Consider the following 16,182-nt stretch of genomic DNA (forward strand, 5'->3'; position numbering starts at 1 on the left):
TAAACTTTTTAATTGCAGTTTTTAAAAACTGCGGAATAATCTTTTTAAGCGTTTGGGTATCTTAATAAAGCGTCAAAATTTCTGTGACTTTAAAAGGTTGCAGGTGAAGAAAAGATGGCAAAGATAGCAGGAACACAGATATTGCAGAAGCAGGTCCCAAGAATAGTTGGGAAGCACGTTTACGGCAACATGTACGAGCTCGACGAGAGATACATAGCAAATTTGGACTACCTGACAAAGCTTGTTGTAGATTCGGCGAAGATAGGCAACATGCACATAGTAGAGCTCGTTACAAAGAAGTTCTCCCCATATAATGGAGTAGAGGGAGGAGTTTCAGTAATAGCGCTCATAGAGGAGAGCCACATAGCCCTTCACACATGGCCAGAGAGCAGCTACGCCACTCTTGACATATACTCATGCGGCGAGGCAAGCAACCCGGAAGTGGCTTTCAGGTACATAATAAGCAAGATCAAGCCGAAAAGATACAAAATGTTCAACGCTGACAGGAGCAACATATGAGCTCCTTCGGCTTTCTGGTTCTTTCTTATTTTAAATTTTATTGTTTTATAAGGCGTTAGTGCCAACGTATAAGATAGTCGCAATAAGCAGGCATTTTATTTATGACTCAGCATTCTTGCTTTATATATGTGGATTTTTTGCTTTTGTATGGAATTTGTTTAAAATTCTGACTAAGAGTTTTTAGACTTTCAGCAATAAAGATAAATATGGATATTGGAACTTTGGGTGAACTTGAGGTCATAAATTTATTAGGTAAAAAATTTCCTGTTTGGATACCTTTTAAGGATAAAGGGTTGGATTTTGGCTTAAAAACAGATAAAAAGTTTTATAGATTACAGATAAAAACTTCAAAATTTCAGAAAGGGAAATATTTTTGGTTTGACTTGTACGGATCTAAGATGGTTTATTCTTCGGATGTAATATACGTATTTGTATGTTGGATACCGGAAAGGCATAGATTAATGGGTAAAAAACTAAATTATATAGTTATACCATCTAAAAAGCTGGAAACGTGGATAAAAGAAGGCAAGATAGCGCATAAACAAAAAAATAATAATATATTTAACATTTTTATATACCCGAATGAAAAGGAAAAGAAATGGTTATATAAAAATAAAGACAAAAGCTTAGATTTAAGCGAGTATTGGAATAATTTCCAGGTATTTAAATAGTATTATTGTTTAAGTTATATTGGTGAAAGAGATGAGCAGATACATAAGGCATGACAGGAACCATCCGTTTGTGGTGAAGCTTGGCGAAGTGTCGGGATTCGCGAACCTGACCAGCGACGAGAAGCTGAAGAATTTCGAGCTCCACATGTGCGCATGCGGGCTGTCCAAGCACAAGCCGTTCTGCGACGGAACGCATATGAAGGTGCAGAACGAGAAGCAGGGAGTGCACTATGCTTACAAGGAGGGCAACGCGCAGATAGAAAACGTAAAGCTTGAAGAGGCAGAGCACAAAGAGCTGGAAGTTCCGAACGAATATGAATAGTCTTGCTTTTCCTTTTTGATTTTTTCTATTTTGTTCTGTAAAGGAATTGCAACACTATTTTTAAATCTTGCTTCTCAATCCTGAACGGTGAATTAATGTCAATGGCAGACAATAACACAGGGATGGGAAGTACGCAAGCGCAGGCGAGCAAACCCAGCGCAGGAAGAGGCAATAGGCCAACTGGCGTAACAATACTGGCAGTATTGCAGATACTTGCAGGAATAGCATATTTGGCCATAGGGCTAGTAGCGGGGGCGTTGGTTGGGATATTAGGCGTGCTATTCATACCGTTTGGGCTTTTTGCGCTTATAACCGGTCTGGCGCTTTTCACAGGCAAGAATTGGGCGCGCATACTCATAATGATTGGCGGAGTGCTTGATCTTATAGACATACCCATAGGCACCATAATAGGCATAGTAATATTATGGTACTTCACAAGGCCTGAAGTCAAAGAGTATTTCGGAAAGTAATTGGGCTTTTCTTTTTCTTTTTAATTTTTCTTTTTGCATCTGTTATTTAGCTTTAGTTTTTGAAATCCTAAACATAGATTGGAATGGAGTATCAGGAAGGGACTTCAGAAGTGCGCGAACTTGGCTCTAAGGCTTTGAGGAGCGGCAGCTTTTTCATTTCAAGCAAGATAATCAGCGCAGTGGTCACTCTGCTATTGCTGATTTTCCTGGCCAGATACCTGAAGCCTGTTGATTACGGAATATACACTATAGTAATAGCGCTTTACACGCTCCTTGGCATGGGGGGCAACTTCGGCATGGGCACTGCGCTCAGGAAAAAACTGTCAGAAAAGGAGGTAGGCAGGGAAAGAAAGAAGGAGCTAGTGTCAAACGGGTTCGCAATCGCAGGAATCATATCATTGGTTATAATGATAATTGGCATAGCAATAAGCGGAGTGCTTGCCAGCGCAGTATACCACAATACGAGCATGTATTACCCAATAATAGTAGCAGCAGTGTGCGTGCTGCTTTCGGTTCTTTTCAACCTTTCGGTTGCAGTGCTCGTAGGCTTGGGCTCAACAAGGCACTCATCAATTGCAAACATAGTCTATGCACTGTCGCAGGCAATATTCGTTGTCGCACTGGTTCTTTTGGGCTACGGGGTGCTTGGAGCTGTCGCAGGCCTGGCAATAAGCCTTCTGATAGGCTTTGTTTATGCAATCCTTCACATTTATGGAAATATAGGCACTTTCGTGCCTAGATTCAAAAAGGCAATATCCAGAGAATTGGCTTCATTTTCAATACCCGTAGTCACTTCAAACATAGCCATATCCGGAACAACAAGCCTTGCGATATTGCTGCTTGGAGTGTTCGCCACTACTGCAGTGGTTGGAAGCTATGGGGCGGCATACAAGCTTGGAAGGTTCTTTGAGCTCATAATGACTTCCATGACATTCGTGATACTTCCCGCATTCTCCTATACTCTAACCAACGAATCCATAAGCAAAAGGATTGCGGGAATCTACAACAACAGCGTTTTCTACGCTTTCATCTTCCTCCTGCCAATACTCGCTTATGCTGTAGCAACAACAAAGCCCTTGACAAGGCTTCTTTTCGGAAGCGCATACGTCGGAGCGCCTTTGTACTTCGCCTTCATATCGGTAGGCACAGTAATAGGGCTTATAGGCAGCTTTGCGGGCCAGCTCATAATAGGCAACGGCGATACAAAGAGGTTCATGAAATACCAGCTCGTAGTAGTGCTTGCAGAAGTAGCCCTTCTGGCAATACTTGTGCCATATGAAAAGGTTGCAGGAGCGCTTATTGCAGTATTCGCCGTTGGCCCGATATTGATGGATCTGCTCTACATAAAGGCCCTGCGCAGCCAGTTTTCCATAAGAATGGAGTGGAAAAGGCTCGGAAGGCTGACACTATCTGCAATTATGCTTTTCGTTGTTCTTTTCGCGTTGACCATTGCAATGCATTACAGCAGAGCGGCAGTGCTGGTAAACATAATAGTTGCATTGCTCCTATATCCGCCAATGCTTGCAGTTACAAAGGCGATAGAGAAGAGGAATCTGGATTTCATAGCAGAGTCAATGTCCAAGATAAGGCAGCTGAAGAAGCCGGCTTCAATAGCCATAAGGTACATTGGCTTTTTCATAGGCTAAAAAGGAAATAATTTATAGGTTTAACAGGTAAATAAAAGAGCGAAAGGTGCCCTGGTAGCTCAATGGCAGAGCGCCTGTCTTGTAAACTTCTTGAAAAGAAGTTTAATCAAGAACCAAGATAACAGGAGGTTGAGGGTTCAATTCCCTCTCAGGGCTTTTGTCTTAAAGTTAGATGCCCCTTTAGGGCATACGATAACCTTTTTTTGAGAAAAGTCTACCACATGTAAAATATAGAAAGGTTTAATAGCATATTTTAGGTATTTTACCATAGGTAGTGTGACATTATGTTTATACAAAAGTATATAAATTTATATTATAATAAAAGTATTACAAAATGCGCGGCTAACGCTATACAAATAAGCCGATTGTTTCTGGGTGGAGGTAGTAAATTAAGAACGTATTTGTTAGCGGATGCTGTGCGGGGTTGGTGATATTATATGGCGAAAAATAAAGAAGATTCTAAATCAACAAAATTAGCAGATCATATCGAAGAGACCGTAAATGATGAAGAAGAAATAGAAGCAGTAGAACTACCACAACAAGAGGCATTTTTCAAGATGCCTAAAAGGTTTGGTACAATACCTGATGTATCAGAGAAGCCCTTGGGATGGGGAAAGGGAGGATATGAGCATCTTTACCCACACGTAAAATTACCAACTCAAAGATTAGAAACCATTAGATTTAGTAGAAAAGGAGAACCCAATAAATTATATTGGGGAGACAATCTCCATATAATGAGGACATTGCGTTCTGAATCCATAGACCTTATTTATATAGACCCTCCTTTCTTTTCTAGTAGGAATTACAATATGATATTCCAAGACCAAAACGAGGTAATGACATTTGAGGATATATGGGATGGAGGGCTTCCAACTTACCAGATATGGCTCAATGCAAGACTTATAGAGATGAAGAGATTACTCAAACCTACAGGTTCTATATATGTGCATCTTGACTGGCACGCCGTACATTATGTTAAAATTGAGATGGACAAGATATTTGGATATGATAGATTTTTAAATGAAATAATTTGGTATCATGGATTTAGGGGCACTGAAGCAAAGGCACAGTATCAACGAGCACATCAGACTGTTCTTGTGTATACAAAATCTAATAACTACTATTGGAATCAACAATATCAAAGTTATAAGGACCCAGATATGAAACGCTATAATAAAACTGATGAGAAAGGAGAAAGGTATGCCTTAATAAAAAGACGTCATACAGATGGATCTATTTATTATGGAAAAACTTATCCTAAAAAGGATGGGAAAAGAATAAATGATGTAATAGAAATGCCAATCTTAGCATCCACCAATAAAGAGAGGGTAGGGTATGATACACAAAAACCAGAAGCACTGATAGAATTGTTATTAAGGACATCTTGTCCACCAAATGGAATTGTGGCGGATTTCTTCTGTGGTGGAGGGACTACTCCGGCAGTTGCTCAAAGACTTGGTAGACACTGGATAGCAAGTGATATATCAAGGATAGCGGTTGAAGTGACAAAGGGACGTATATTAAGATTATTGAAAAGTGAGAAAGGCACTCAGACAAACTTTGCCAAAGTCCCTAACATAGAAGTATGGTCTTGGGGTTTTTATGATGCAGATAAACTGCAAGATATAAGTGATGAAGAATTTAGGGATTTTATAGTTAGGGCTTATGGTGGTAGGCCTACTTCAAATGAGTATACTAGCGGTTCTAAAAATGGAATACCACTCCTCGTTGGGAATAAAAACCGCAGAAATCAAATCACTAAAAAAGAGGTATTAGAATTTGCTAAATATATACAGGAAAATTACGAACTTCATAAGGCAGGCACCATACTTGCATGGGGATTTGCGGATAGTGCAATAAAGGCACAAGAGGCACTTGCGAACATAGGAGCAGAGATAGACTTTGTAAAGATAAAGACAGTAAGAATAGGTTCGTATGAGTTTATAGAGGATGTTATAACCAAAAACAAAGAATATAAGAATGTATTTAGGTTTGTCTTTCCTCCAGAAGTAGTACTGCATGTAACTAAAGAAAACGGAGAATTTAGTTTTGACTTTTCAGATTCTGTATCTCTTAACAATGGAAAAATAATTAATATACAAGCAGACTTCGATTTTGACGGGAAATTTGCACCATCAGAAGGATACATATTCAATCCGAATACTATGATTCTCAAATACAAATTTAATTTAATAGGAAAGAAAAAAATAGCCTTCAGAGTAGAAGATGATCACGGTGGCGAAAAACTAGTTGTCAAGGAAGTGGAATAATGAAACAAGTAACAATGCCAAATCTTTTTGTTAAATACGAAAGAGATTACGAAGAGTGGAAGAATAGCGGCTATAATGGATGTACAACAGAAACATTAGAATTCATAACACATTTACTACATAGGACAGAGAAACAGCTATGGGCACATCAAAAGGAGGCAATACTAAGAGTAATATACCTGTACGAGATTAAGAAAGGAGATTTGCAGAACAGGTACTTGTTAAAAATAGTTACGGGTGGTGGTAAAACCATAATAATATCTGCAATAATAGGATGGCTCTTTTATGCACACTCAGAAGACGTTCATAAGATATTAATACTTGTCCCAAATTTGATAGTAAGAGACAGATTGGAATATGACTTTATAAGAACCGCAGAAAAGAAGAATACAGTATTTGAGACTTGGGATATAACCCCAGATAAAAACTTAAACAGCAGGCTAAGCGCAGCAGTATTAGAAAGCGGTTCTACACCTCAAAGGATGCTGGAAGTTGACATAATAATTTCAAATATTCAGGAGTTATATACCCGTAATACAAATACGGCAAGCAATTTAAACTACATACTCAAAAACTTTGATACTCTGGCAATATTCAATGACGAAGCACATAACACAAACGCTGCTGAATTTGATCACATACTGAAATTACTAAATGATAAAACAATATTGAGACTTGATACTACAGCAACCCCTGAAAGAGCGGATGGGACTTATCCAAATTCAAACTTAATATATGACTTTGATATTGACAGTGCATTGACAGCAGACAGACCAATAATAAAAGATATCGTAGTGTACAGACCAGATACAAAACTATTGGAGATAACATATATTAATGCCACAACAGGCGTAAAAAAGAAGATTGACGAACTTGAACCCGAATTTGAGGAGGCCGAGAAAAGACTTAAACCATTTAATTGGATTATGGATGATGCACCATTGGACCTATTGACAGACATTTCTTTGGATAGATTGAAAGAAAAAGAGAAGGAGGCGAAAGCAAATGGAGACTATAAACCAATATTGTTTGTAGTAACTATGGGAATAGACGAAGCAAAGAAAGTTCAACAGTTTCTAGAAAATAGAAGGGGAATAAAAACATTATTAGTGACAGAAGAGTCAGGGGATAAAGACAGAGAATCTGCAAGAAGCCTAGGTAGTACAGATAGTCCTTATAAAGCAGTAGTAAGCGTATTCATGTTAAGAGAGGGATGGGACGTTCCAGAAGTATCAGTTATATTGTTGCTTAGGAGAATAATATCACCTGTCTTCGGTCAACAAATAATAGGAAGAGGGCTTAGAAAGATAAATAAAACAAGTTTAGAAAGGGAAACTCTTTCTGTTGTAGACCACCCGCAGCTTCAACATGATTGGCTTTGGAAAAAAATGAGAGTAACAAAGACAATAAATGATGTTATGCCAAATGAGGAGATAAAAATACCAAAACTACCAAGAAGCGAAGACCATATACCACGCCTTGAACATCCAGAAAACCTTATATCAATCAAACCATATTCTGATAAAGAATTTGAGGAGAGATTAAACAGATTAAAAGATAGCCTTAGTGATGCACAGCCCGATAAAGAATGGAGAAAAACTTTGAATAACTTTACTTATGATACAACCAAGTATTCTATAACAAAACTAAAATTGGAGAGCATACGCAAAAAATATATAGGTAAGAAATTTGGGGAAGAGGTAGACTATGATGTTAGTACATTTAGCGAGGCTGAAGATATTCAAGATATAAGTGCTGATGATTTAAAGAAGCAGATACTTTCAATAGTAGAATACATCCTAGAAAAGAACAATGTAAGTGAAATGGACAAGGGTAGATTTTATAAAGTTCTCCTTGATATGATTTCTAAAAGGTTCTTAAGTTCCAAGCCGTTATCGCAATCAACGCCAAAAGATAGGATATTAATCTTCAATAATTTAGAAAACATAGCAGACGCATTTACGCTGCCTGTCGTAAAAGGGATAATAGAAGATGGTGCATTGGATGAGTGAAGGAGTATATAAGTCACCTAAAAAAAGCCCCTACTCGTGTGAGATATACGATAGTGAGTTTGAAAGGGAGTTCATGGAAGAGCTTGAGAAAGACCCGGAGGTTAAGAAATGGACAAAAAATCATGGGATTAGAATACCTTATGTAAATATAGACAGTAAAGTAGCTCATTATAATCCTGATTTTATTGTTGAATATGAAGATGGAACACAGGAACTAATAGAAATAAAGGGCAAAAATAATCTCACTGAAATAATCAAGCGTAAGCAAAAAGCAGCCAAAGAATGGTGCGAGAAGAGAGGCATAAAATACAGGCTAATAACACTGTAAATAGTTTTTAGACACTTTATAGACAAAATGGTGAGTTTTTAGATAGATTCGGAGTTTTTAAACAAAGCTCTCTCGTGCTAAAAGCTTAAATTCTACTTTATCAACAAAATTTGACTTTTTCAACAAAGCCTCTAACAAGAAGTTTTATCAAGAAAAAAGGCCTGATATAGAAAACAAAGGGTTTAATATTATTGAACTTGATATTAAGTTGTACTGATTAAATTAGTTATAGATGATTATTATGGCTAGAAGGGCAGTAAATGACATGGCAAAAGAATTTGTGGATGAAGTAAAAGGGTTTATGGGTGATATGGGTTTTGAAAACCCACAAGGAGGTACTACTTTTAAAATAGGTGGTAAGCAAGTTGCCGCTGCGGGCGGATTTGGAAACATATATATTATAATAGATTGTGTACTTTCGCAAGAGATTGGAGATAGGGGCAACATAAAATCTAAAATAGAGGAATGGCGCGGAAATTATGAGATTTTTAAGAATGGATTAGAGGAAGAGGATATTTTAAAAAAATATAATGATGTACGTTTAGTTATTGCAACCAAAAGAATAAGATTAAATGAGCAGGATAGAAATCTTGCTGCAGGTAACAATCCAAAAGTATATATTTGGAATGAGCAATTCTTTGAGTATTATAAAGATTTAAAAAAGAAAATAGGGAAGTATGCAAAATATGAATTGCTTAGGGAAATTAATTTCCCGGAAGAACTAACACTTAGAGATGTACCTGCAATAAAACCTAATGGTTTTTTTGGAACGGATTTGGGAATAAATTATTATATAGCAAGTGTAAATCCGTTAGATTTATTAAAGATATCATATGTTGCCCGAAGAGAAAGAGGAGACCAAGCCTTTTACCAAAGAATGATTAGTGAAAACAAGATTAATCAGATTGAATATTATATTAATCACAACAGAAAGCAGTTCTACAATAATGTTATAGTTGCAATAAATGATAGAGATAGGATAAAATTTACTCCGTCAAAAGCATTGGAAGATAGACAGGAGATAGGAGAATTAACTATCGAAAAAACCACAGAGCCATTATGGATAATAGATGGACAGCATAGATTATATGGATATGCAAAAGCAGAAGAGAAACTGAATTCAAATAGGAGTGATAGAGAAAAAAATAATAAAGAAAAAACCAATTGGAAAATCCCGGTATCTTTTGTTGTAGGACTAGACACTAAATTACAAGGAGAATTATTTATGGATATAAATACAACGCAAACATCCTTGTCTGCAGATTATATTTGGGATCTATACTCTATTTATAATGAATCAAAATTAGAGGGTTTTATATCAAAATTAATAAAGAAAATGAATGTAGGAGATGGTTATTTTAAAGGTAAGATTTATATCCCTAGTTCCTCTATAAAAAAAGATAAAGGCCAACTTACAATTTCGAAAATTGGGCGAGCTATAAAGGAAAATAAACAGATATTCAATGAGATGATAAGTAGTAAGAGAGATGAAGAAGAGGTTAATAAAGCTTTCAGAATCATTAACACATACTTTGAATATATTAATGAGAAGAACATTGAGTATGCTAATTTCTTTAGCTCTAGTGTAGGAATCCAAACAATATTGCCGTTATTAAAAACATTTACTAATGCATACGATGGAGATGAAGATAAAGTTAAGGAATATATCGAAATATTAGTTAAGGACCTTGATAATAGTGAATTTTACAAAGGTAAAAATTTAAAGAAAGAGTTGTCAAAAACCCTTGGAAACAAAACAACTAAAGAGGAATTTATAAATAATTTGATAAATGAAGTTAACGAGATTATTATAGATGAGGGACGCCAAGACGGACTTAAACTTTTACCAAGTAATGAATCAAAGAGTATATTTGCAATTTTAGAAAAAAAATTACGTAATTTAATAAATGATAAATTAAGCGCGATAAATAAAAATTGGTTGCAAACAAGGGGCGTAGATCGCACAAAATATGAAAATTTATTAAAAAAGGCAAAAGAAAAAACTCCTGGAGGGATCTGGGCAAAGGCTGGCTTTGGGGAATGCATAACAGTTATGAATAGGAATGATAATTGGCCTATATTTGAGAAACTATTTGTATCATTAAAAGGGTATAAAAATAAAAAAGAATTAATAGATGACTTAGGAAGAATTTATGAGTATGGTAGAATTCCAGCGTATCATGGAGATGAAAGAGAGGATAAAGTGAGTAAATATAATAGACAAGCTGCAGAAAAATTAGCAAAAAAACTTCTAACCGTTTTAGAGTCACTATCTTAAATAAGATTTCAGATTTATACTCAACTCCCTTTGTAAGGAACAGGTATAAGACTGCGTAGATTAACTAGTGCTACTAAAGATATTAGGCTATAATATCTGTGTGCTGATAAGTGCTATGTTTGAGTTTGCGATAAAGCCTAACTTTATTCAATAGCCCTATATCTTTTCTACTTTGCTGATGATTACGTATCCTGGCTTTGTCTGCTTTAGTCTCGCATAGGCATCTAGTATAGTATCTACACTTACTTCCTCTGTCTCTACGAACTCTACGTCCCCCAAATCCCTGTGTTTCCAAGTTACTTTGTATTTTGCCATAAAATTACTTGCATAATGTATCAATTCGGGATTTATACACCTTAGCTATACCTTCGTCAATAATAAAACTATAAGAAGCCGAATAAAACTAAGAAATCTTATTAAACTACAAAGCCCCTAACAGGATAAAGCATAAATAGTTATATAGATAATTCAAAAATATGGCTTTGATGCGTGCGAAGGAAAACGAATATTCAGTCTATTATATTTCTGAGCCCGGGCTAATAAAGTTAACTACTTATTCAAGAAAATTTTCTTGGGGAGTGTTCTTAATAGCTTTCATTTTATTCTGGCTTTTTATAGGAATAGGTGGAGTTGTAGGAGGTGTTATTGTGGGTTTTATAGTAACTATGATCCTTGATGCTGCGATAAGCTCGCCAAAAATAACCAAATGGGATAAATTGGCTTTCGGAGATTTGAAGAAAGAAAAAGACGCTTTGTTCATAAAGTGGTCAGATGTAAAAAGTGCAGTTTTCGACGCACCTGAAAAAATAAATTTAGTAATTGAAAATAAAAACCACAAAATGAAAATATTAACTAATTTTACTGATGCAGAGAAGCTCCTGCAATTAAAGCTAGGCAATAAGCTTGAGATACGCAAAAGATGACTAAAAGACCATTTCTAATCTTGCAGGTGTAGTTTTTACCCTAAAAAGCTTATGACAAGGAATGTCGCAGCAAATTATTATGTGAAACGCTATTGCCCCTGATGGTTTTGGCGGTTTTTGCGCTTATGCCGGAGATGCCGACCCTTGTGCTGCAGGCAGTGCTTACGGCCACGATATTTGAGTACAAGACGTGGCGCTCGGCTAAGTAAGGGCTTGGCTCGCGGGCTCGCTCCGCCATCGCTCGCCCGCTCGGCTAGCCGCGCGATATATTTCAAATTAGTGCTTAAAATGAAATTTATTGATGCTTTGATGATTTAATGGAGGTAATTCATCGTGATCAGCGATGTATGTGTCAATCAATAAACTTTCGTAAAGTCTTGGCTTTCCTATCAGTAAGAATGCAACCTCAATCTCGTATTTTTTAGAGAACCATTTAACGTGCTGGTTTGTTGGCTGATCTCTGCCAGGTTTCATATAGCCTCTAAAGCGGCTTTTAAAGCTTTTAGTAGTGCTGCCTATGTAAACTATATCAGATTCTCCCCTTACTCTTCCAAATTTCCTGCCGTCTTTCATCCTTATTTCATAAACACCTGCTTTTTTATCCGCATAATCTAATATATCATCAAATGGCACCCATCCATCGAATCTTATTTTTATTCCATCCATACCTTTTACTAGATTTGTAGATAGCATATTCACACCATTCTGTATTAAGTACTAAGTAGTAAAAGATTAATCTTTTAAGTTCAACGTCCTGTTTTGGAAAATTTTAAGGTAAGCAAGCTTTACTTATGGTTTCTTTACATCGTTTGAATGAAGTCTTGAGTGAAGAGAAGGTTACGAGTAAGAGATAAGACTATTATGCTTTATCTAAATATTGTTTCTTATTATTTTTTATCAAAGATGACGCTAAACTTAGTAGAAAGTCAAACAGCATCATCAATAAGTTTATGATGTATGAAAGCCGAAGTATTTGATTGAAAATTCTGCAGTTACTGTTTGATTATAATAGAAGTTAGACAATAGCATATAGTTTGTTCCATTAACTATAGGTAATATTGCAGTTTGACCATTAGGCCCGGCATAGGAATCAACAGGAGCAATATATTCATTTGTATCTAATACTCCGCCACTGTAATATGGCTTTTGGGTCGAAACATATATGAAAAATGTACCGTTATCTAAATTGTTATTGATAGGTGAAACGGTATAATTTACTACTAAATACCCAGGATAAGGAGCAGAGAACGAAAAGTTGTATGAAGATGCCACATACAATCCAGTTGTATAATTGTATGTTTCTGGCGGTATACTTACAACCTGCTTGTTTGCTAAAATCTTAATGTAAGGATGTGTCAAATTATATTCTGTTATGTTATACTTTTTAGATAAATTATTGTAAGCGGCCTGCAGGCTGCTAAAATTGACCTTTTCTGTAATATAGTTGTATTTGAGAGTATTATAATTTGATTGCAACACGCTATAGTTATACTTCACAGAGGAATAGGAGCCTTGTGTTTGTGCATAAGAGCTTAACGTTTGTGCATACAGCACTGCAAAGACCGCTACCAAAACGAGCAATATGCCTATTACTACGTAAAATCCGGTCTTAGGCTTAGATACGCTTTTTGCCATAATAGAACCCCCTACCCTATTTGACTATTAGTAAGAAGGTTTTTTAATTGTATTTGTTTGATAGGCAATATTGAGAAGTATTTTGTATATGAGCAGATTTCAGTTAGTGACAAGTACCCTTGTTTTGTGGGCTAATTGACTTTGCCATGCTACTTCTTTATATAGTTTTACAAAATTTGAGTTAAGATAGAGCTACGACCACAAGATTTCGTAAGACAAATGATATACTCTTTAGCCAAAGAGTGCACGAGATAGTCACAAACAGCATTCCGGGAAACGGACTCCTGAAGCTGCCAAAGCTGAGCTACAACCTCACAGAAGCCAAGAGGTCAGTGCTGGAGAAAATGGCGCAGAGCGAGAAAAAGAGCGTGGCGCAGATAGCAAAGGAGCTGAAGAAGACCAGGGGCATGATATACCAGCATCTCCGCGAGTTAAGGGACACCGGATACATTGATGAAAAATTCAACATAACCGAGGCAGGCAGGCTGGCCCTGCTTTGAATTAGATTTGTGTCAGCACCAGTTTAATATTATATAGCACTAATCTGAAGAACGATTTAAATAATTTAAATGCAAGCGTTACGTGTGCGGTGTTAATTTGGTAAAATATGCAGTATTGCTTGGGTATGGGCTATTTGATCGTTCAAATATGAATTATAAGAGATACTTGGATAATTTTGCTTCTTTTGTCAATAAAAACGATATTGAAGTTGTTGTACTTTCCGGGGGACACACAAACCCTAGAAGACCCTTGGAATCCGAGGCAAGCACCATTTCAAAATATCTAGAGAGTAAAGTAAAGCGGAATACAACCATACTGCTTGAGGAAAGATCTTTGACAACTGCTCAGAACATAGAGTTTACCAAGCCATTGCTAAAATTGGCCAATGGTTCAGTGACGGTTTTTTGTGATAATATAAGGCCGCCAAAAGTCATGTGGTATGTACTGCATTATTGGTTCGGACTTGGCAAGAGAGAAATAGAAAACTATTTTTTGGAATATTCGCTTAAATTCTATTCAAAACATTTTACCACAGAGCAAATAGGAAAAGAACTGAATAAGGGCTTGGCATATAAAAATGTCCTAGTAAAACCTTATCGCATGCGCACCGGCATCGATGACGCAATTAGTGGTCAAATTGCTTCTGTTCTAGAAATAAACTCCTTATATGATAAAAAGCTGTACTCAAAATTGATTAAGGCAGTAAAGATAAAATTTGGACTTAAAAACCGATGAAAATAGCAAATACCACAAACAAACTGCAAAAGCTGAGCTACAACCTTACAGAAGCCAAGAGGTCAGTGCTGGAGAAAATAGCGCAGAGCGAGAAAAGGAGCGTGGCGCAGATAGCAAAGGAGCTGAAGAAGACCAGAGGCATGATATACCAGCACCTGCGCGAGTTAAGGGACACCGGATACATTGATGAAAAATTCAACATAACCGAGGCAGGCTGGCCCTGCTTTGAAGTTGTCAAACATAACTATTTTTATTTAATTATTGAAATTTACATACAGATGATAGCTTCAGGGACAGCTTTTCGACAATAGTGCGCCTCTGGGGGCTATACGCCTGATATCATAAAATTAATATCTCTTATAGACAACTGAAAAAGGCGTGATTAGGTCCTTTTCAGGGCCTGCTATTATCTAAAAGAATCTTTGTACATATCACGTTTGCCTTCTGCCATTCCACGCTTTACATTTTCATTTTTTTCTTCAAGATTTTTTATTTCCTTGCGCACATCATCAGAAATTTCTTGTGGTACTTGCTCTGACAGCTTAGGGTAACGGGAATTCCTTAACATGCGTATTGCGTCCTCTCTCGAATCATCAATACAATCAATCTCTTGTTGCAAATAATAGCCAAATATTTTAGCAGTATTTGGCACAGTTTTTAGAAAATCACTCGTTTGAGTACGATTTTCACCATCCATATTTCTGAAGGAATGTGCAAGAGAAGAACCTAATGCGTCACAAACAGAACTTGGGCTTCTACCCTCATCAATCAGACGAACGGCTTGTTCCAACATAGAAACAAAAACAGAACCGTTTGTTTTAGTTGTTTTTTGTTTAGAAGTTTCGTTTGACGGGTTTGACGTCGTTGTTGACGATGTTGTCATAATACCACAAAGTCACTCTATTAATCCAGATATTTATACCTATTTGTATGGCAGGCTTGGCTCTAAAAGTGTGCTCCTAATCTTACCTTAGAAGCAGATTTAACACTTTAAGAGCAAGATAGACTAAAGGAGCGAAGCCTTGAATAAAATGTACAGCCAGCTGCGACATCCGGGACAGCGTTTTGGTGATCACCAAGCCATTTAGACTATCTGAAGAATGCTCTGTTCAATACTTCATCGGCACACTTTGCGATAAATATTACCGTAAAATCATAACCTATCTAAAATTTTGCCTTCTCGCGCATTATAATATTGGTTATGCTTTTTTCCACTACCTTAGAACTGCCAATTCCTATTTCTGACAATACCTCATCTATTTTTGCTTTTGCCGAATCCTCTTTGTCCTTGGTTGCCATTATCTCTGCTTCGATCCCCAGGCCAAAATCTTCGATATTTTCTAGGGATATGCTAACGCCTTCAAGTGTATACGCTAATCGTTTTTTCTTTATAGTGCAGAAAGGCTTGAACCCTATGGCTTTTAGGATAGCCGTAGCTTCATCCATCGATCCGACTAAGATTTCGTGTTCTTCCCAAGAATTGTGGTCATTTTGCCTGGTTATTACCTTGACGTTCATCATCGTCTCTTTTGGCTTATCCGCTGCCGACTGTTCGCGCAGCCTTAAACTGAACGATCCAACCTCTTTCATTTCGATTTCTGAAAAAGATTTCGTATCTTTCCTGCAGAAATAGGTATCATTAATGTTAACAACTCCTTCATTCGAAGCTCCAAGCGTTATGAGCTTATTTTTAACCGCTTCATATTCAGAACCGTTCAATAAGGCCCTCTTTTCAACTTCCTGAACCCTTTTTTCTTCCATAGTAAAACCTTTTTTACTTTAGGATGGCTTTATAATCTATTAATTATTCCCATAAGTTGTTTGAGTCCGCTGGGCCATAGGTTTACGCATGCTGCGATTAGGATTTAAGCG

The 16,182-nt window shown here is 36.8% G+C and carries 18 protein-coding genes and 1 tRNA gene; 14 read left to right on the forward strand and 5 right to left on the reverse strand.

Annotated elements, in window-relative coordinates; genetic code table 11:
• Window positions 1-114: 114 nt before the first annotated feature.
• From speD to Micr_RS04135, 10 genes are all read left to right on the forward strand, one after another.
• Entirely contained in the window at window positions 115-519 is a 405-nt protein-coding gene (speD, locus tag Micr_RS04090; RefSeq protein ID WP_203134406.1) for an adenosylmethionine decarboxylase, read from the forward strand.
• 206 nt (window positions 520-725) lie between these two features.
• Window positions 726-1,190 (forward strand): hypothetical protein, encoded by a 465-nt coding sequence (locus tag Micr_RS04095; protein WP_226803550.1) that lies wholly within the window; start codon window positions 726-728, stop codon window positions 1,188-1,190.
• Between the two features lie 31 nt (window positions 1,191-1,221).
• Window positions 1,222-1,512: a CDGSH iron-sulfur domain-containing protein gene (locus Micr_RS04100; RefSeq protein ID WP_203134408.1), complete on the forward strand. Its 291-nt coding sequence runs from the start codon at window positions 1,222-1,224 to the stop codon at window positions 1,510-1,512.
• Between the two features lie 95 nt (window positions 1,513-1,607).
• Window positions 1,608-1,982: a hypothetical protein gene (locus Micr_RS04105; protein ID WP_203134409.1), complete on the forward strand. Its 375-nt coding sequence runs from the start codon at window positions 1,608-1,610 to the stop codon at window positions 1,980-1,982.
• Between the two features lie 83 nt (window positions 1,983-2,065).
• Window positions 2,066-3,628: a flippase gene (locus Micr_RS04110; protein ID WP_203134410.1), complete on the forward strand. Its 1,563-nt coding sequence runs from the start codon at window positions 2,066-2,068 to the stop codon at window positions 3,626-3,628.
• A 48-nt stretch (window positions 3,629-3,676) separates the two neighbouring features.
• A tRNA-Thr gene (locus Micr_RS04115) sits at window positions 3,677-3,784 on the forward strand.
• Between the two features lie 281 nt (window positions 3,785-4,065).
• Window positions 4,066-5,898 (forward strand): DNA-methyltransferase, encoded by a 1,833-nt coding sequence (locus Micr_RS04120; protein WP_203134411.1) that lies wholly within the window; start codon window positions 4,066-4,068, stop codon window positions 5,896-5,898.
• Window positions 5,898-7,910, forward strand: coding sequence for a DEAD/DEAH box helicase (locus Micr_RS04125; RefSeq protein ID WP_203134412.1), 2,013 nt, complete (start codon window positions 5,898-5,900; stop codon window positions 7,908-7,910). Before Micr_RS04120 ends, Micr_RS04125 begins: the two co-directional genes overlap by 1 nt.
• Window positions 7,903-8,238, forward strand: a complete 336-nt coding sequence (locus Micr_RS04130) for a TnsA endonuclease N-terminal domain-containing protein (RefSeq protein WP_203134413.1) — start codon at window positions 7,903-7,905, stop codon at window positions 8,236-8,238. The genes Micr_RS04125 and Micr_RS04130 overlap by 8 nt, the downstream gene beginning before the upstream one ends.
• A gap of 241 nt (window positions 8,239-8,479) precedes the next feature.
• On the forward strand, window positions 8,480-10,516 hold the full coding sequence (locus Micr_RS04135; RefSeq protein ID WP_203134414.1) for a DGQHR domain-containing protein: 2,037 nt from the start codon (window positions 8,480-8,482) through the stop codon (window positions 10,514-10,516).
• A 156-nt stretch (window positions 10,517-10,672) separates the two neighbouring features.
• On the opposite strand, the gene Micr_RS04140 is transcribed toward Micr_RS04135, so the two are convergent.
• A complete protein-coding gene (locus Micr_RS04140; protein WP_203134415.1) occupies window positions 10,673-10,831 on the reverse strand; it encodes a hypothetical protein in 159 nt (52 codons plus the stop codon).
• Between the two features lie 170 nt (window positions 10,832-11,001).
• Here Micr_RS04140 and Micr_RS04145 point away from each other — a divergent pair, with 170 nt between their 5' ends.
• A complete protein-coding gene (locus Micr_RS04145; protein WP_203134416.1) occupies window positions 11,002-11,439 on the forward strand; it encodes a hypothetical protein in 438 nt (145 codons plus the stop codon).
• Window positions 11,440-11,715: 276 nt separating this feature from the next.
• Here the strand turns inward: Micr_RS04145 and Micr_RS04150 are convergent, their stop codons facing one another.
• Together Micr_RS04150 and Micr_RS04155 are read right to left on the reverse strand one after the other, a co-directional pair.
• Window positions 11,716-12,105, reverse strand: a complete 390-nt coding sequence (locus Micr_RS04150) for a hypothetical protein (RefSeq protein WP_203134417.1) — start codon at window positions 12,103-12,105, stop codon at window positions 11,716-11,718.
• A 282-nt stretch (window positions 12,106-12,387) separates the two neighbouring features.
• Entirely contained in the window at window positions 12,388-13,074 is a 687-nt protein-coding gene (locus Micr_RS04155; protein ID WP_203134418.1) for a hypothetical protein, read from the reverse strand.
• A 242-nt stretch (window positions 13,075-13,316) separates the two neighbouring features.
• Between Micr_RS04155 and Micr_RS04160 the strand changes: the two genes are divergently transcribed.
• The 3 genes from Micr_RS04160 (at window position 13,317) to Micr_RS04170 (ending at window position 14,621) form a co-directional block, all read left to right on the forward strand.
• Window positions 13,317-13,574 carry an ArsR family transcriptional regulator gene (locus tag Micr_RS04160; RefSeq protein WP_203134419.1) on the forward strand — a complete coding sequence of 86 codons (258 nt, stop codon included), beginning with the start codon at window positions 13,317-13,319 and terminating at the stop codon, window positions 13,572-13,574.
• Between the two features lie 97 nt (window positions 13,575-13,671).
• The gene (locus Micr_RS04165; RefSeq protein WP_203134420.1) at window positions 13,672-14,310 is read left to right on the forward strand and encodes an ElyC/SanA/YdcF family protein; all 639 of its coding nucleotides are present in this window, start codon (window positions 13,672-13,674) and stop codon (window positions 14,308-14,310) included.
• Window positions 14,307-14,621: an ArsR family transcriptional regulator gene (locus Micr_RS04170; protein ID WP_203134421.1), complete on the forward strand. Its 315-nt coding sequence runs from the start codon at window positions 14,307-14,309 to the stop codon at window positions 14,619-14,621. Before Micr_RS04165 ends, Micr_RS04170 begins: the two co-directional genes overlap by 4 nt.
• 95 nt (window positions 14,622-14,716) lie before the next feature.
• Here Micr_RS04170 and Micr_RS04175 read toward each other — a convergent pair whose 3' ends face one another.
• The gene (locus Micr_RS04175) at window positions 14,717-15,193 is read right to left on the reverse strand and encodes a hypothetical protein (protein ID WP_203134422.1); all 477 of its coding nucleotides are present in this window, start codon (window positions 15,191-15,193) and stop codon (window positions 14,717-14,719) included.
• 281 nt (window positions 15,194-15,474) lie between these two features.
• Window positions 15,475-16,071: a class IV adenylate cyclase gene (locus tag Micr_RS04180; protein WP_203134423.1), complete on the reverse strand. Its 597-nt coding sequence runs from the start codon at window positions 16,069-16,071 to the stop codon at window positions 15,475-15,477.
• Between the last annotated feature and the right edge of the window lie 111 nt (window positions 16,072-16,182).

The organism is Candidatus Micrarchaeum sp., assembly GCF_016806735.1.
Taxonomy (GTDB): domain Archaea; phylum Micrarchaeota; class Micrarchaeia; order Micrarchaeales; family Micrarchaeaceae; genus Micrarchaeum_A; species Micrarchaeum_A acidiphilum_A.

What these genes read in the sequence shown, in the direction of transcription:
- Micr_RS04145 (WP_203134416.1), top strand. Translation starts at nt 11,002, where the DNA reads ATGCGTGCGAAGGAAAACGAATATTCAGTCTATTATATTTCTGAGCCC.
- Micr_RS04175 (WP_203134422.1), bottom strand. Translation starts at nt 15,193, where the DNA reads ATGACAACATCGTCAACAACGACGTCAAACCCGTCAAACGAAACTTCT.
- Micr_RS04135 (WP_203134414.1), top strand. Translation starts at nt 8,480, where the DNA reads ATGGCTAGAAGGGCAGTAAATGACATGGCAAAAGAATTTGTGGATGAA.
- Micr_RS04110 (WP_203134410.1), top strand. Translation starts at nt 2,066, where the DNA reads ATGGAGTATCAGGAAGGGACTTCAGAAGTGCGCGAACTTGGCTCTAAG.
- speD (WP_203134406.1), top strand. Translation starts at nt 115, where the DNA reads ATGGCAAAGATAGCAGGAACACAGATATTGCAGAAGCAGGTCCCAAGA.
- Micr_RS04150 (WP_203134417.1), bottom strand. Translation starts at nt 12,105, where the DNA reads ATGGATGGAATAAAAATAAGATTCGATGGATGGGTGCCATTTGATGAT.
- Micr_RS04180 (WP_203134423.1), bottom strand. Translation starts at nt 16,071, where the DNA reads ATGGAAGAAAAAAGGGTTCAGGAAGTTGAAAAGAGGGCCTTATTGAAC.
- Micr_RS04095 (WP_226803550.1), top strand. Translation starts at nt 726, where the DNA reads ATGGATATTGGAACTTTGGGTGAACTTGAGGTCATAAATTTATTAGGT.
- Micr_RS04170 (WP_203134421.1), top strand. Translation starts at nt 14,307, where the DNA reads ATGAAAATAGCAAATACCACAAACAAACTGCAAAAGCTGAGCTACAAC.
- Micr_RS04105 (WP_203134409.1), top strand. Translation starts at nt 1,608, where the DNA reads ATGTCAATGGCAGACAATAACACAGGGATGGGAAGTACGCAAGCGCAG.
- Micr_RS04100 (WP_203134408.1), top strand. Translation starts at nt 1,222, where the DNA reads ATGAGCAGATACATAAGGCATGACAGGAACCATCCGTTTGTGGTGAAG.
- Micr_RS04120 (WP_203134411.1), top strand. Translation starts at nt 4,066, where the DNA reads ATGGCGAAAAATAAAGAAGATTCTAAATCAACAAAATTAGCAGATCAT.
- Micr_RS04140 (WP_203134415.1), bottom strand. Translation starts at nt 10,831, where the DNA reads ATGGCAAAATACAAAGTAACTTGGAAACACAGGGATTTGGGGGACGTA.
- Micr_RS04130 (WP_203134413.1), top strand. Translation starts at nt 7,903, where the DNA reads ATGAGTGAAGGAGTATATAAGTCACCTAAAAAAAGCCCCTACTCGTGT.
- Micr_RS04125 (WP_203134412.1), top strand. Translation starts at nt 5,898, where the DNA reads ATGAAACAAGTAACAATGCCAAATCTTTTTGTTAAATACGAAAGAGAT.
- Micr_RS04155 (WP_203134418.1), bottom strand. Translation starts at nt 13,074, where the DNA reads ATGGCAAAAAGCGTATCTAAGCCTAAGACCGGATTTTACGTAGTAATA.